Annotated in this window: 14 protein-coding genes and 2 tRNA genes; 3 read left to right on the forward strand and 13 right to left on the reverse strand. The window is 66.5% G+C overall.

Features of this window, described 5'->3' with window-relative positions; genetic code table 11:
* Window positions 1–206: 206 nt before the first annotated feature.
* From EAS64_RS29600 to EAS64_RS29615, 4 genes are all read right to left on the reverse strand, one after another.
* Window positions 207–422 carry a hypothetical protein gene (locus EAS64_RS29600; RefSeq protein WP_145858386.1) on the reverse strand — a complete coding sequence of 72 codons (216 nt, stop codon included), beginning with the start codon at window positions 420–422 and terminating at the stop codon, window positions 207–209.
* A 218-nt stretch (window positions 423–640) separates the two neighbouring features.
* Window positions 641–727: transfer RNA gene (locus EAS64_RS29605), tRNA-Ser, on the reverse strand.
* 44 nt (window positions 728–771) lie between these two features.
* Complete coding sequence (locus EAS64_RS29610; protein WP_145859086.1) at window positions 772–1203, reverse strand: nucleoside deaminase; 432 nt, start codon at window positions 1201–1203, stop codon at window positions 772–774.
* Window positions 1204–1300: 97 nt separating this feature from the next.
* Window positions 1301–1816, reverse strand: a complete 516-nt coding sequence (locus tag EAS64_RS29615; protein ID WP_145858387.1) for a tRNA adenosine deaminase-associated protein — start codon at window positions 1814–1816, stop codon at window positions 1301–1303.
* Window positions 1817–2076: 260 nt separating this feature from the next.
* On the opposite strand from EAS64_RS29615, the gene EAS64_RS43915 reads away from it, so the two are divergent.
* Together EAS64_RS43915 and EAS64_RS29620 are read left to right on the forward strand one after the other, a co-directional pair.
* Window positions 2077–2232, forward strand: a complete 156-nt coding sequence (locus tag EAS64_RS43915; protein ID WP_187366267.1) for a hypothetical protein — start codon at window positions 2077–2079, stop codon at window positions 2230–2232.
* Window positions 2233–2263: 31 nt separating this feature from the next.
* Window positions 2264–2791 carry a PH domain-containing protein gene (locus tag EAS64_RS29620; protein WP_145858389.1) on the forward strand — a complete coding sequence of 176 codons (528 nt, stop codon included), beginning with the start codon at window positions 2264–2266 and terminating at the stop codon, window positions 2789–2791.
* Between the two features lie 93 nt (window positions 2792–2884).
* Here the strand turns inward: EAS64_RS29620 and EAS64_RS29625 are convergent, their stop codons facing one another.
* The 7 genes from EAS64_RS29625 to EAS64_RS29655 form a co-directional block, all read right to left on the reverse strand.
* Window positions 2885–3907: an ROK family protein gene (locus tag EAS64_RS29625; RefSeq protein WP_145858391.1), complete on the reverse strand. Its 1023-nt coding sequence runs from the start codon at window positions 3905–3907 to the stop codon at window positions 2885–2887.
* A gap of 180 nt (window positions 3908–4087) precedes the next feature.
* The gene (locus EAS64_RS29630; protein ID WP_222849714.1) at window positions 4088–4765 is read right to left on the reverse strand and encodes an SCO family protein; all 678 of its coding nucleotides are present in this window, start codon (window positions 4763–4765) and stop codon (window positions 4088–4090) included.
* A gap of 12 nt (window positions 4766–4777) precedes the next feature.
* Complete coding sequence (locus EAS64_RS29635) at window positions 4778–5233, reverse strand: hypothetical protein (RefSeq protein ID WP_145858393.1); 456 nt, start codon at window positions 5231–5233, stop codon at window positions 4778–4780.
* Window positions 5234–5247: 14 nt separating this feature from the next.
* Window positions 5248–7548 carry a galactose oxidase early set domain-containing protein gene (locus EAS64_RS29640; RefSeq protein ID WP_145858395.1) on the reverse strand — a complete coding sequence of 767 codons (2301 nt, stop codon included), beginning with the start codon at window positions 7546–7548 and terminating at the stop codon, window positions 5248–5250.
* Window positions 7545–8387: a polyprenol monophosphomannose synthase gene (locus tag EAS64_RS29645; protein ID WP_145858397.1), complete on the reverse strand. Its 843-nt coding sequence runs from the start codon at window positions 8385–8387 to the stop codon at window positions 7545–7547. The genes EAS64_RS29640 and EAS64_RS29645 overlap by 4 nt, the downstream gene beginning before the upstream one ends.
* Window positions 8384–9997, reverse strand: coding sequence for an ArnT family glycosyltransferase (locus EAS64_RS29650; RefSeq protein ID WP_145858399.1), 1614 nt, complete (start codon window positions 9995–9997; stop codon window positions 8384–8386). Before EAS64_RS29650 ends, EAS64_RS29645 begins: the two co-directional genes overlap by 4 nt.
* 30 nt (window positions 9998–10027) lie before the next feature.
* Window positions 10028–11344, reverse strand: coding sequence for a glycosyltransferase family 2 protein (locus EAS64_RS29655; protein ID WP_145858401.1), 1317 nt, complete (start codon window positions 11342–11344; stop codon window positions 10028–10030).
* Between the two features lie 786 nt (window positions 11345–12130).
* Between EAS64_RS29655 and EAS64_RS29660 the strand changes: the two genes are divergently transcribed.
* Complete coding sequence (locus tag EAS64_RS29660; protein ID WP_145858403.1) at window positions 12131–13255, forward strand: NHL repeat-containing protein; 1125 nt, start codon at window positions 12131–12133, stop codon at window positions 13253–13255.
* A 274-nt stretch (window positions 13256–13529) separates the two neighbouring features.
* On the opposite strand, the gene EAS64_RS29665 is transcribed toward EAS64_RS29660, so the two are convergent.
* Window positions 13530–13618 (reverse strand) — tRNA-Ser (locus EAS64_RS29665).
* Between the two features lie 113 nt (window positions 13619–13731).
* Complete coding sequence (locus tag EAS64_RS29670) at window positions 13732–15384, reverse strand: long-chain fatty acid--CoA ligase (protein WP_145858405.1); 1653 nt, start codon at window positions 15382–15384, stop codon at window positions 13732–13734.
* Window positions 15385–15402 lie beyond the last annotated feature (18 nt).

Genomic DNA, 15402 nt, shown 5'->3' on the forward strand with positions numbered 1-15402 from the left:
AGGCCTGGCGGATGCGAACCCAGCCAAGCGGGCTCCAGGTGTTGTCCCCGGTGTCCCTGGTGTCCCCGAATCCCCATTGAACTGCGGAAACGTGGCCGGCGACCGGGGACATGGCCTAGAGGCTGGTGTCCCCGCCCTCTCTAATTTCCCGTCCCCGTGTCCCGTGGCTAAGAGCGGGTGTAACACCCCGGGGGACGTGCACCACCCTAGGGTGTTACAGCCGCTCTTAGCCGTCTGGCCCGCTCGCAGATCCGGCCCGAGGAGGCGATGCGGGCGATCCCGTACACGACGTCCTCCGGCGCTGACGGCACGGGAACCGGAGAGGCGAGCGGCAGCCGCCGGGCCGCGGCCGGCCCGGCGCGCTGCCAGTACGCCGCGACGCCGGAGGAGGGGATGACGGGAGCCAGGGGCTGCGCGGTCACGGCTGCCTCCCTAGGGGGAGGACAGGGCTGGCCGCGATGCGGACGGCAGTGCCGTCGGCGCAGTAACCAAAGTGATGTGCGCGAGGGGGATTTCCCGCCCGAACCGGCGCCTGAAGCACCACTCTGCCACGCTGGCCAGTACGTTTTCCCCAGGTGGGGAGGACGCACCGCCGCGTGTTCAAGCGGCTGTCGAACCGGGGGAAATGCGCGTATCTGAGCGGTGGAGGTGGGATTTGAACCCACGGAGGGGTTGCCCCCTCACACGCTTTCGAGGCGTGCGCCCTCGGCCACTAGGCGACTCCACCGCGGGTGAGCATACCTGACGTTCGCCCCAAACGACGACTCGGGGCTACCTGCGTCCGGAAAAGAATCGTCTGATGACGGCGAGGCAGTCGTCGGCGAGGATGCCGCCGAGTACTTCGGGTACGGGGGTGAGGCGCTGGTCGCGCACGACGTCCCAGAGTGAGCCCACCGCGCCCGCACGCGGGTCCTGGGCGCCGTATACCAGTCGGTCAAGGCGTGCGGTCGTGATGGCGCCCGCGCACATCGTGCAGGGCTCCAGGGTCACGACAAGGGTCAGCCCGTCAAGCCGCCATCCGCCGATCGCGGCGGCCGCGGCCCTGATGGCCTCGATCTCGGCGTGCGCGGTGGGGTCGCCCGCCGCCTCGCGGCGGTTGCGGCCGCGCGCGACGATCGTGCCCGCGTCGTCGGTGACGACCGCGCCGACCGGCACGTCACCGGTCGCGAGCGCGGCCTCCGCCTCGGCGAGCGCCGCCCGCATGGCGGGTTCGAATGTCGCCTCGTATCCGGTTACCGGCCCCTCGGGCAGTGGCTCGTCAGGCACTGGCTCGTCAGGCACTCGCGCGCGCCGTGCGTTATCAGGCGCCGAGTGCGACGTCGAGCGCGCGCTCCATGGCGGGACCGAACCCGAGCCTGACGGCGATGGACTCCACCGCGTCCTCAACGTGATCCCACGGGTCATCGTCTGACTCGAAGTCAAGCCGACTGCAGATCGCCGCGAGCTCCATCTCGTCGAGGCCGAGGTCAGCGAAGATCGACAGGTCTCCGACGGGCAGCACCTGATCCAGGTCCTCCTCGTCGGGCACGGGGATCTCGAGGTAATCGAGCACCTGCTCGGCAAGGGGGTAGTCAAGCGCGGCGCCGATGTCGGACAGCAGCACAGTCACCTGGTTGCCGACGACACGGATCGCCACGAAGAAGTAGTCGTCAATCCCCGCGAGGCCGATCGTCCCCGCGATGCTCGGCTGCTGCCGCAGCACCCGGATGAATCCGGCCAGGTCGTTCGTCATCGCCGCCGGCAGCACGTCGGCATCCCAGCTGTCGTCCTCGCGGAAGACGACAATCGCAAAGTCTGTCTCACTCACCTCAGGCATCGCCACAGATACGAAGATACCGCCGTCGGGGACGCCGGCGTGGCTGCTTCACTCGCCCGTTGCCCGAAGGCATACTGCGTCGCGGGTTGATACATTCTTACTTGGGCTCATGAGTAGCAGCCACGAGTTGCGGGCATACTTTGTGCCGGACGGGCATGGCCAGAGCCGTACCCGCTTGGATGATCCCCCCATCCAAGCCGCTTCGGACTAGGATTAAGGAACTGGCACGATGGAGCACTCTGCGCTTCCAGGAGGCGGCAGTGAAACTCGGTAACATCGTCAAATGGGCGATCATCGTTTTCGTCGTTTGGTGGATCGTGCAGCAGCCCGCACATGCCGCGCACCTAGTCCACAACATCGGGAATCTGCTGAGCAGCGCAGCGAACGGCCTTTCGAATTTCTTCACCTCCATCTAGCCTGAACCTAAGCTCGACAAAAAGGTAATCGATGGGCATCAGGGTCGTCCCGAACGAAACAGTCCCGGCCAGCGTGTACCGGGTCCTCCTCCCGCACGAACGCCGGGTCATCACCGTACGGTTCCACCCAGCCATCCTGATCAAGCCGGTGGCCCACACCCTCGCCGGGCTCGCACTCGCCGGCCTGATCTCGACCATCGCCCATCTGAGCAGCACGGTCCTGCTCGTGGTCTGGCTGCTCTGGCTCCTGCTCGTGATCAGGCTGCTTTACAAGGTCTACGAGTGGCTCGAAGATTACTTTGTAGTAACTTCTGCTCGTCTTCTCCTCGCCACGGGCGTGGTGAAGAAGACGGTGAACATGATGCCTTTGTCCAAGGTCACCGACATGCGCTTCGAGCGCTCGGCGATCGGGCGGCTCTTTGGCTTCGGCACGTTCATCGTCGAATCGGCCGGCCAGGACCAGGCGCTGCACACGATTAATCACCTGCCCTATCCTGAGCAGCTCTACATCGAGGTGTGCGGCCTGATCTTCAAGGACCCCGGCTCAGGGGATGATTAGCCCCTTCCGGCAGCAAAAGTTCATAACCATTCGGAACGGGTGCGGCAATCTGCCAGGTCAGACAGCCGCACCCGTTTCGCGTTAATAGGCCCTTTACCGGTTTCTGACCCAGGTGGCGGCGGCGATGGCCGAGCCGCGGGCACCTGCCATGTCCAGGTCGGGGACCAAGGTGATCTCCGCGATCTCCGACTGCTCGACGTAGAACTTGGTGTGCTCCTTGACCGTGGCCACGAACCAGTCACGGAAGTGCGGCGCTGCCTCGATCACCCCGCCGCCGACGAAGTAGGTGTCGGGGTCGGTGAACTTGGCCGCGATGGAGAACACCTGGCCCATGGCCATCGCCTGCTGCTTGAAGATCGCGAGCGCCATCTCATCGCCGCGCTCCGCGTAGCCGCGGACCTGCTTCGCCGCCTTCGCGATGTCCACGCCCGCCAGCTCGTGATCGGGGTACCTGCTCAGCCAGTAGGGCAGCAGGTTGCGGGTGATCCCGGTCAGCGACGCGATCGACTCCGCGTCACCCACCTGCCCGCAGGCGCAAGACGGCATCGGCTGGCCCGGCTCGAGTACGCCGTAAACGGGGATGGGCATGTGGCCGAGCTCGCCTGCCATGCCCGCCGCGCCCTTGATGATGCGCCCGTCGTAGACCACGCCGCCGCCGAAGCCGGTGCCCACGATCGCCGACACCGAGCTGCGGTTCTCCGCGTCCGAGCCGTGCCGCACGTAGTGCGCGTAGAGGGCCGCGGCGTTGCCGTCGTTGTTGTACAGGACGGGAATGCCAAGCCGCTCTTCCAGGGCGGCCCTGATGTTGAACCTGGACCAGTCCGGGTGACCAAAGTTCGTCGCACCGCCCGTGGCCAGCACGCCGTCCGCGCTCGCCGGGCCGGGCGTGTCAAGGCCGACGGCCCTGACCTTCTCCCTGGACACACCGGTGATCCCGAGAACCTTGTCAAAGGAGTCGACGAGCTGGGAAATGGCCTTGTCTGGCCCCTCGCGTACCAGGCTGGGCAGCTCCGCCATCGTGTCGATGAGGAACCTGCCCTCTGAATCGAGCACGGTCCCGTTGTTCGCCGTGCCCCCGTTGTCAATCCCAACGGTTACCCAGTCACCCGATGCCATGGTGGCCTCTCCTTAAACCCGCCTATGTCCCCAAGAAGGTATCCCACCGACGCGGCGGTAGGGAATGCGCCCTTTCATCCCGTCTCTTCCGGCTATGCCCCGATGAGCCGGGAACGCCCGGATAAGGACCCACAGGCGGGCCTGGCCACCGGTCAGGGGTGGTGACCGGTGGCCAGGGGCTTAAGAAGGCTTTCCGCCCGCAACTAGAAGCTTAAGGTCATTCGCCATGTTGGCCGGCGGCGTGGAGGGGAAAAACGCCTCGGTCGCTACGTTATCTGTACTGAAGGCGAACATCTCAGTCGCATGGTCCAGCTGAGCCTCGCCGGCCGAGTCCTTGAAGGTCTGGCCGATCGGCAGGCCGGTCTGCTTCTCGAGGGCCTCCACCTGCGCGAGGCTGCCGCGCAAGCCGATGAACGCCGGGTTGAAGTTGCCGAGCCAGGAGCGGAGCCTGGCCGGGGTGTCCCTGCCAGGGTCCACCGAGACGAACAGCACCCGGATCTTGGCCCGGTCCGCCGCGGGGATCATCCTGAAGGCCGCCCCCGTGTTGGACATGGTGAGCGGGCACTCGTCCGGGCAGTGCGTGTAGCCGAAGAAAAGCAGCGTCACCACGCCGGCAGTGTCGTTCTTGATGCTGAACGGCTTGCCCAAGTCGTCGGTGAGCGTTCCTACCGGCTTGGTCACCGGGGTGATGATGTTGCCCTTGTACTTGCTGGTGTTGATCAGCACCATGCCGGGCGCGCTGCCGCCGTCGCTCGCGGTCGCGACGGTGCTGCTCGAGCACCCCGCCGTGACGGCCGCGAGGGCCGTCACGGCTGATGCCAGGGTCAGCAGCCGACGCTGGCGCCTTGAGCTAAGCATTGGGCATGCACCTCACACGTTAGCGGGGCAGGCTTCGCCCTCCGCGTTCTCAGGAAGGTGCTGGCGATTCTTACCTGGGACCGTTAGCGGGCCGAACCCGTTGGACTGCAGCCACGCGCACTTGGCCTGCGCGGTGGCGCCGGGAATCGCCCACGGCACACACTGATTGGCCGTGCCGTAGTCGTGATCGCAGCCGTCTATATGCCACGACTCCTTGATCGGCTTGGCGTGGCCTCTGGGATGTATCTGCTTCCCGGCTGGCGCCGATCCGAAATCCATGATGTGCGCGGCCGACTTCGCCTGCAGCGCGGACGCGGAGACCGCGAGTGTCGGCTGCGGGCCGGCCGAGGCCATCGTGGTGCCCGTGACGACGCTCGCCGCCACCACGGGCACGGCGATCGCGGCGGCCCACCGCGGGTGGTTCCTGATGCCGGCGAAGACGCTGCGCCCGAACGGCTTGTGGTTCATCGCTTGTCTCCCGCTCAGCCGACGTGGACCCATTTGGCGACCGACGGCACGCCGTTCGCGTTGGTGACGAACAGCATGTACCAGCCGGGCGGGGCGATGGTTGCCTGGCTCGGCACGCTGAGCGTGAGGGCGTTTCCTGCGCCGGTGATCCCCAGCGCGACGAACCGCTGGTTCGGGTCCGATTGGTGGGTGACAGCGGCGGGCCTGATCAGCTCAGCCGAGGTGATCGGCTGGTTGGTGGTGATGTTGTATTTGCCGCTGTACGTCCAGTTGCTCGCCGACTGCACCCCGGTGATCTGCGGCCGGGCGCCGTGGAACAGGTAGGGCGGCGAGTAAACGGAGATCCGCATCTCGAACGACCCGTCACCAGGGTTGTTGCCGATCGACAGGATCCTGCCGTCGGCGAGCAGCATGGACTGCGAGTGGTAGCCGCGCGGCACGGGGTCGGTGGCCATCTTGGTGTACACGGAGGAGGCGGGCGCCCCTGCCTCAAGCTGCGCCGTGTTGATCATCGAGGCCTCGTAGACCGGGTCCTCGCGGTCGATCAGGCCGCCGCCGGTCTCGAAGACGTTGCCGTTAGGCAGCAGCACCATCGAGGGGTACATCTTGCCGTCAGCAGCGGGTTCCTGCTTGCCGTTCGACAAGATGCCCAGTGGCAGCAGCGGTCCAGGAACGTATGTCGGGTTCGCCGCGTTGAGGTTGATCAGGTCGGTGAGCCTGGTGCCGGGCTTCTGCCAGTTGATGTTGCCGCCGCCTGCCAGGAACACCTGCTGGCTCTGCGCGGGCGGCAGCAGCACGGACATCGACTGGTCGGTCATGTCCGTGCCGGCCGGGCCACCCGGCGTGTCCTGGAGCCCGTTGACCACGGTCATCGGGTCGGTGTCGGCCGGCCTGGTGTTGATGATGTTCCCGATGTCGAGAATGCCGGCCCCGCCCTGGCCGCGCGGCGTGCCAACGGTACCGAACGGGGTCTCGTTGTTGCCGAACACGTGGCTGCCGGTGTAGAACAGCGTGCCGTCCTGCCGGAGGATCATGGTCGGGTACAGGCCCCAGCCGGTATAGGTCTGGTTGACCGTGTTGGGGGTCGTGCCTGACGGAAGCCACTTGCCGTCGGTCGAACTGTCCGGCGTGGAATCGGTGAGCGGCTTGTTGTACTGGAAGTACTCGGTCTTGACGCTCCCGCCGCTCGTCGCGTCGAGGCCGCCGTAGGAGATGATGTCGCCGTTGCCGAGCTCGGTGGCCGAGGGATACCAGTGGCCGTCGTTGAGGTTGTTCTCCTTGACGTACCGCTCCGTTACCGGATTGAAGATGTACGAGGTGTTGAGCCCCTCGTAGCCCTGCTGGTTCACTGGGGCAGTCGCGTCCGGATACCGCTTGTTGCCGCCGAGGATGAGCACGTTGCCGTTGGCGAGCTGCACGTGACCGGAGCAGAAGAAGTCGTCAGGGGTCGGGATCACCTTGAAGGTGCCCTTGTACGGGTCGTAGACGGCCGACTCGAAGGTCCCCGCCGCGAACTCGTTCGGGTCGTTGCCAGAACCCGCCACCAACAGGACGTCGCCGTTGTAGAGAACCACCGAGTGGATGGACCGGACCGGGTTCGGGAAGGGCAGCACCTGCCAGGCGCCCTTGGTGCACGCCGCACCCGCCGAGCACTGGGTCGACGTGGCCGCGGGCACCGTCGCGTCCACCATCGAGTAGTCGTCGGTGATCAGCGTGCCCTTGCCGTAGAGCGCCACGCCGAAGGAGAGCTGCGTGGTTCCCGTCGGTACCACCGGCGTGCGCACCGAGGCGAGCTTGTACTTGCTGCTCGCCTTCAGGGTCGTGAGGTCCATCCAGAAGACCCAGCCCTTTTTGGCGTCATGCCGGTACACGTCGATCACCGCGTTCGGGGTGTTCGACATGTAGTACACGCCCAGGTTGTACTGATGCCCTGGGATGACGGTCGGTGCGCACCCCGCGTTCTCCGCGGTCATCGCGATGCGCTCGCCGCTGCTGAACTTCGAGATCGACACCTTGAGCGCCTTGCCGCCGGAATGGGCCAGGCTGGTGGTGCCGATGGAGTACGTATTCGTTCCTGTGCCGCCCGCCTGCCAGCAAACGCCGACGCCGGATCCCTGCTCGAACCCAGGGTTGACCACCAGGTTGACCCCCGCGGACGCGCTCGTGCTCGCCACGGCCACGACCGGGAGCGCCAGCGTCGCCGCGCCTAGCGCGGCTCGCAGTGGCTTGCTGTCGCGCCACTTACGTGACACGTTGCCGACATGACTGACGCGCGAGGAGCGCTTGCGGCCTCCTCGGCCCAGGGGGTTCCTCATTGGACCTCCGCTGCGGTGGCTTCATGGACAGGTGCCGTCCGGCGACCGGGCCGCGCCAGGTTGATAAGGCCGGAAGCGACGCTGCCGAACCTGAGGACCATCAGGTGCCGGAGAAATCGTAGACCTTCATTCAGGTTTGCCTTGGACTGTCCGGCAAACCGGTCTTGGAATTCATAGGGCACCTCGGTCACCTTGCGAATCCTGCAGCGCACGATTAGCTCGAGCAGGATCTTGTAACCAAGCGGACGGAGCACGGTGGTGTCGAGCGCGGCGGCGCGAACCGCGAAGAACCCGCTCATCGGGTCGCTGACGCCGTGCAGGTGACGCAGGAACACCGTCTTGGCGAGGAACGTGGTCCCGCCGGACGCGAACCGCCTGAACACGCCGTCAAGTCCGGCGCGGCTGCCGCCGCCCGCGTACCTGGTGGCGACGACGAGGTCCGCCCCCGCCCGCTGGCCCGCCGAGACGAGCGCGGGGACAGTCGCAGGCGGGTGCTGCAGGTCGGCGTCCATTACCACGATCCACGGCGCGGTCGCCGCGCGCAGGCCCATGGTGACCGCGCCGCCGAGCCCGCCAGCCGGCACGTCGCGGTGCAGCACAGAAACCGCGAGCCTGCAGAACCTGGCGGCCTCCGCGATGACCGCGGGCGTGTCGTCGGTGCTGTCGTCGACAAAGATGACCTCGGCGGGCACCTGCGCGGGAATCGCGCCCGTCAGCCGGGCCAGCAGCTCGGCGATATTCGCCGCCTCGTTGAAGGTCGGGATGACCAGCGAGACGAGAGGTCCGCTCGGCGGAACCTGGCCGTCAACCGATTCGACCCCGGTGACTGATGCGGTCACGGATAGTTCGGCCTTACGTGTTGGGGCGTGACCTTAAGGACGAAGATAGTACTGAAGCGGTCGCCGCTGCCGTACTTCCACAGCACCTTGGAGTGGTCCAGCAGCAGCGTGGTCGAGTAGCTCGGGTTCTCGGTCATGTACGGCGTCTGGATCACGTACTGGACGCCCTTCCACCCGTTCCCGAACTTGCCCGGCAGGTTCAGCATGACGTCCGGGTCGACGTCGAGCTTGAAGAAGTAGATGTCGCGCCGCCCCGGCTTGAAGCCGTCCTTGACCATGTCGAGCCAGATGGTGTCGTCGACCACGATCCGGGCGTTGCCCGGATGCGGTATGTGCGAGTCGATCCACTCGACCGCTAGCTGGTACCCCTTGTTGATGTTCTGGCTGTCGGCGTCGCTGTCGTGGGAGTACCAGCGCGGCACCACGGAGAACGCGGCGGCAAAGACAATCACCGCAACCACGCCGAGCCGGGTTATCTGCTGCCAGAACACCGGATTCGCCCGGTAGGTGAGGATGAACGTCACCAGCCGGTAGGACAGGCCGGCGATGCCGAGTGCGAAGAACGGCAGCATGCCGATGACGTACATGGACGGCAGGTAGCCGCTGGGCCGCAGCACCGTGAGCACCAGGATCACGCCCGCGATCGCCACCGGGCGCGTGTCGTAGAACGCCAGGCAGAGCAGGACGGCCAGGGCGCCGACCACGATCAGGACCGGATCGTAGAACAGCCAGTTGTGCAGAACTGAGTAGGCATTGCTCGGGTGAGCACCGCCGTGGAACACCGATCCCGAGCCCGGCCGGGTGAGCTGGTACTTCAGGCCGGACCAGAGGGACACCCGGCCGCCGCTGGCGTAGAGCTCGCCCTTGAGCGTCGCGTACAGCGGGTACTGGACGCCGACCAGGATGAACGCGCCGATGAAGCCGACGAAGGAGTACTTCCTCGTGTCCTTGTGCACGTTCTGCCAGAGCGCCACGACCAGCGCCGGGACCACCAGGAGCATGGTCTCCTTCGACAGCACCGCGACCGCGGCGCAGAGCCCGGAGGCGACGTGGTGCCACAGGTGCTTGCGCGGCGAGTAGGCGAGCACGAAGGCCGCGAGTATCCAGGTGACCGCGACGTTGTCCAGGAAGATCTCGCGCTGCAGTGTCACCGACAGCGGGCAGAGCCCGAACAGCGCGACCGCGAGCGCCGCCGACCAGCGCGGCAGCTTCATCCGGCGGGCGAGCACGTAGACGAGGATCGAGGACGCCGCGGTGAACGGCAGCATGATGATCCGGCTGTACGCCACCACGAGCTGCCCGGGAGCGTGGAAAATCAGCGACGGAATCCAGGCAAGCGCGGACAGCTGGATCCAGCCAAGCGGCGGGTGGTCGAACCAGTACGTGTACGGCGCCATGCCGACCCCGTGGTCGATCGCCCAGGCCTGCGCCAGGTAGGTGCCCTCGTCGTCGAACACCGTCGGGTACCCGGCGATGTTCCAGCCCTGGACGAGCAGCACGATGAGCGTCAGCGTGGCGCAGAGCCAGAAGTCCGCGGAGCGGCCAAGGAATCGCCAGTCCTTGGCCCTATCTATCGGGGCCCGCTCTACCGGGCGGTCAAGCACAGTCACGGAAGGCTCCTGCTAGTCCTCGTGAGGGAGTCAGACGGATGTGGTGGCGGACGTCGACGCGGCGACGTTCAGGTGAGCGCCGACGTGCTCGGTCAGCTCCCAGTTCGTCCGACCGCGCAGCTCGCGCCAGACGGCGCGCAACGCCGCGAACATCAGCAGGATCTGGAAGAACGGCATGCTGACGATGAGCTTCAGGTAGTGGATGCCCCGCACCCGGTGCGTCTGGTCAGCACGGTCCTTGCCGAAGTACTCCTTGCCGAAGTCGCGCAGCGCCGCCACCTCGAAGGCCAGGACGAGGAATGCGGGAATCGCGGGCATCCAGGAGATCATCGCGATCACCATCGGGACCTTGACGAAGACGCCGATGGCGATGCCAATGGGGACGGCGAGGCCGGACGCCGCCTGATAGAAGGGGGTGGACAGGGTGAACCTGGCGAGCCACCGCTGCCGGTTCGTCGGCAGCCTCTTCCAGGTCCCCTTGCGGTACACCTGCAGGAAGCCCTGGTTCCACCGGGTCCGCTGCTTGACGAAGCTGGTGATGGTGTCCGGCGTCTCCTCGCGGGTGACCATCTCGGGCGAGTAGGCGACGACGACCTTCTTGCCCGCGCTCGACAGCCGGACGCCGAGTTCGCAGTCCTCGGCGAGGCACGTCTCGTCCCAGCCCCACTGCTCGCTGGAGCCGCGCTTGGGCTCGAGCAGCTCCCGCTTAACGAAGACCGTGTTGCCGCCGAGGGTGATGAAGCCCTTCTCCGCCTGCAGGTGCAGCCTGCTGCGGAACCAGAAGAAGTACTCCAGGCAGTTCCGCAGGCTGTACCAGCTCGAGTAGAAGTTGAGCAGCTGAACGCCGCCCTGGACCACGTCCGCGTTTTCCGAGCGGAACGCGTGGTCCACGTGCGTCAGCAGGTCGGGGTGGACCACGTCCTCGGCATCGAAGACCCCGATGACGTCACCATGGCACTTGCCGGAGAGCAGCGCCGAGTTGAGGCCGGTCGACTTGTTCCGCGGCGCCGGGTCGATCACGGTGGTGATCCGGTCCGGGTCGATGGTGGCGAGCCGCTCGGCGATCCCCGTGGTCTCCGGGTCGTCCGCACCGGTGATGATCACGATTTCGAACTTGTCGTGGCTGGACTCGAGCATCTTCTGCACGGTGTTCTCAACCACGTCCTGCCGCTCGTGCCTGATGGGCAGCAGCAGCGTGAAAGAAAGCCCGGTCTCCCCGACGGGCTTAGCGAAGCTGGTCGATGCGAGCGTCTCGGGTGTCCGCCAAGCGTGCATCATCCACCACAGCGTCGCGAACGCCATGGCGAAAAGCACGATCGACACAACGAGCACTGCAACAGCAAGCATTACCCCGCTCCCCCTCTGGGCCCCGGAAGACGGCAAAGAATGCCGGTCAAGGCCGACATCTACCTATAAGTAGTCTCTGGTGACTCTCCGCAATGCCACTGAATGTGGCAACCTGAAGTTAACCGCCAACTAGGCTTGCAGGCAAGGGCGGTAGCGGAAGATTCAGGCATCTGACCAATTTGTTAGATTCGAAACCAAGACTTAATAAAGTTTCTTGGAAAGGAGGTAAACCGACTGGGCGGTTCGCGCGTCTTACTAGATGGCGAATTGGCTACCTGCCTACCATTGGCCGACTGGCCTGCGTCGATGTCCACGGAGGCAGAGCGGGGCGGAACTGCCGGGTCACGCACGTGAACCACTGACGCGAGCGGTACGTCTCAACAGTAGAGGGTCTGGGCCATCGAGCGGTAGAGGCGGGCCGCCAAATCGTTATTACAATCTGGGTGAGGTCACAGCAAATTTGAATTTCGAGGCGACGTTGCGGGCTGCCGATCTGGTAAGCCTGCTAATTCGCCATTAATTCAGCGTGGCCTTGTCACGGCTTAGCGTAATCGGCGGTGCAGGGCGGCCGGGCCCGGGGCCGTCACGGGGGCCGTCCCAGAATTATCACTGAGCAGGCTGACAACTCGATTGGCCGGATGCAATAATGACTGGCGCATTGTGTCAATTCTAGGCTCTAGTTGGTGAGAAGCGTTGAATTATGTTTCCTTGCATCCACGGTCTGCGCGCCTCGCGCGACGGGTGAGGTCCCGGCGCGGGCTGGCCGCGCTCGCGGGAGCGGCACTTGTGGCGATTGGGACGGTGTCCGCCGCCGCTGGTTCGGCCGGCGCCGCCGCGGCCAAGGCCGGCCTCCACTTCTACCCAACGTACGGGTCACAGCAGGGGGCGGTCCGCGGTCCCGACGGGCGGATCTGGCTGACCGCGTTCATGCCGCCGCAGTGGCAGGGGAACCCCAAGGGTTCCCAGGCCCTCGACGCGGTGAACCCGTCAACGGGCAGCGTTTCTTACTACGGGCCGCTGTTGCCCTACGTTGGCAGCAAGAACGCGCCCACCCTGTTCTCGTACTCGAACGGGGCGCCCGCGTTCGACGGCGGCAAGAACGCGTGGCTGATCGCCACCGCGACCACGGTCAAGGGCGCTCAGTCCTACGTCCTTGTCCGCTACACCCCGGGCCCGAGCACAACCAAGACCTTCGCGGTGCCGAAGACCTGCGCGGTCCCCGGCGGCCTGACGAGCGCCAGCGACGGCTCAGTCTGGGCGAGTTGCGGAACCACGACAAGCAGCGCCATCCCCAAGCTGCTCCGCGTCACCACGGGGGGCTCGATCAAGGAGTTCACCCTCAAGGGCGAGACGTCCATCGGCGCCTTCGCCGCCGGGGTGGGCGGCTCGATGTGGGCGGTCGGCCGCAACAAGGCCGGCCAGGCCACCGGGCTGGTGCGCTTCACCGCGGCGGGCAAGCAGGCCTTCTTCGCCTCACCGAAGGGCTTCGCCGCGCAGAGAGTGGCGGGGAACGGCTCTGGCCGCCTGGTCGAGATCGCCGGCTGCGGCTCGCAGACCTGCTACCTGACGGTCTCCACGAGTGGCAAGTACAAGAAGGTGGCCGTCGAGCCAGGCAAGACCGCGGCGATCAGCAACACCTACGGGCCAGCGATGGACCCCAAGGGCGACGTGTGGACCCTCAACGACGGCACCGTCTCCAAGACCGGCCAGTACTTCCTCAAGCTCACCGCGGGTAACAAGGTGAAGGGCTACTCGTTCACGCTGCCCGGCGGCTGCGGCCAGCTGACGGTCGCGGGCTCGACCGCGGCGACGTCGGACGGCTCGGTGTGGGTGGAGTCGACAAGCAACTGCGTGCCCATTGCGGTACCAGGGAACGCCGCCGTCGGCGGGATCGTCCGCTACCTGCCATAGTTCGGGGCCAGGGTCAGCCGCACTCGTTCGGGATACTCAAGATCTACCATCCCGAACGGGTGCGGCTTCCTCGTCTCAGCGCCGGATTCTCAGGACAGGGCGAGCCACCACGCGAACGCCGGCCACCACGTCGGCGGGGCCACCGCTCAGCGGCATCGTCTTCAGTCCGTCCCAAACGCCGCCCACCCGGCCCCCAAACCAAAACGACCCCGAACCCGATAGGGGTTCAGGGTCATTCCGACGTCTTGCGACATCACCTGGGTGGAGCTAGGGGCGGAGGATCGGGGATTTGAACCCCGGATGGGATCACTCCCAAACCGCATTAGCAGTGCGGCGCCATAGACCTGACTAGGCGAATCCTCCATCCGCAGACACCCGGCCGGAGCCAGAAGGTCGCGGTGTCGATCAGCGTACCGGAGGCTGGCCGGACTCGGCAAAGCGAGTGCCGAGTCCGGGGCGCCCGCGGCGACCGTGGCTCAGTGCGGAACGGGACCGAGGGTGGTCACGTCGAGCGAGCCCGCGGCGTAGCGGTCGCGCAGCGAGGTCTTCTGGAACTTGCCGACCGAGGTCTTCGGCACCTCATCGATGAAGGACCAGCGCTCGGGGAGTTGCCAGCGGGGAATCCGCTCGCCAAGATAGGCGCGCAGCTCATCGGGTGACACCTGGCTCGCGCCCGGACGGAGCACAACGGCGGCCAGCGGGCGCTCGCCCCACTTCTCGTCGGGCACGCCGATCACGGCGGCCTCCGCCACGTCCGGGTGCGCCATGAGCAGGTTCTCGAGTTCCATCGACGAGATCCACTCGCCGCCCGACTTGATCACGTCCTTGGCCCGGTCGGTGAGCCGGACGAAGCCCTCTGGGTCCAGGCTGCCGACGTCGCCGGTGCGCAGCCAGCCGTCGTGGAACTTCTCCGGCGCGGGGTCCTTGTAGTACGACGCGGTGATCCACGGACCGCGAGTCTCGAGCTCGCCGACGGCCTTGCCGTCCGAAGGCACCACCTCGCCGTCGTCCCCGGTGAGCCGGCCCTCCACTCCGCAGACCAGCCGCCCCTGAGACGCACGGTACGGCCAGACCTCCTCGCCCGTGACGCCGACGGGCTCGCGGGCGATCGAGCCCAGGGGTGACAGCTCGGTCATGCCCCAGGCGTGCGTCATGACGACGCCGTACTCGCTGGCGTACGCGCGCATCACCGCCTCCGGCAACGCCGAGCCGCCGCAGACCAGGGTGCGCAGCGAGGAGATATCCCCGCCGTTGGCGCGCAGGTGGGCGAGCACGCCCTGCCAGATCGTCGGCACCCCGGCGCCCACGGTGGCCCGCTCCGTCTCGATGAGCTTGACGATCGCGTCAGGGATCATGAACCGGTCTGGCATGACAAGGTTGGCGCCGGACATCATCGCGGCATACGGCAGTCCCCAGGCGTTCGCGTGGAACTGCGGAACGATCGGCATGATCCGGTCATGCTCGCCGACGCGCAGCCCGTTCATGGTGCACGCCGCCATGGAATGCAGATACGAGGAGCGGTGGCTGTACGCCACGCCCTTCGGCAGCCCGGTCGTCCCGCTCGTGTAGCACATGGCGGCCGCGGACCGCTCGTCGAGCTGCGGCCAGTCGAAGACGGCGGGCGCGGCGGCAAGCAGGTCCTCATAGGAGTGCACCTCGCGGCCGGGACCGGCCAGCTGGGCGAGCGCCTCGTCATCGGCGGGGCCGGAGACGATCACGTGCCTGATGGTCTGCGCCAGCGGTAGCACCGGGGCGAACAGCGGGATCAGCGACGCGTCCACGATCACCGCGTGGTCGCCGGCGTGGGTGGCGATGTAGCCAACCTGGTCGGCGGACAGGCGCAGGTTAAGCGTGTGCAGCACGGCACCCATCGACGGGATCGCCAGGTAGGCCTCGAGATGCTCGGCGTTGTTCCACATGAACGTCCCGACCCGCTGATCAGCGTCCACTCCGAGCGATCGCAGGGCGCCGGCCAGCCGGGCCGCCCGCTCGCCGACGGCCGCGTAGCTCCGCCGCCTGGCCGGCTGGTCGCCCGCACAGGTGACGACCTCCTTACCGCCGAACACCGTGGTGCCATACCGCATGACCGTCGTGATCGTCAGCGGGAAATCCATCATCGTGCTGTCCATACGGCGTTCCCCGCATCT

The organism is Trebonia kvetii (genome assembly GCF_007827045.1).
In the GTDB taxonomy this organism is placed as follows: Bacteria; Actinomycetota; Actinomycetes; order Streptosporangiales; family Streptosporangiaceae; genus Trebonia; species Trebonia kvetii.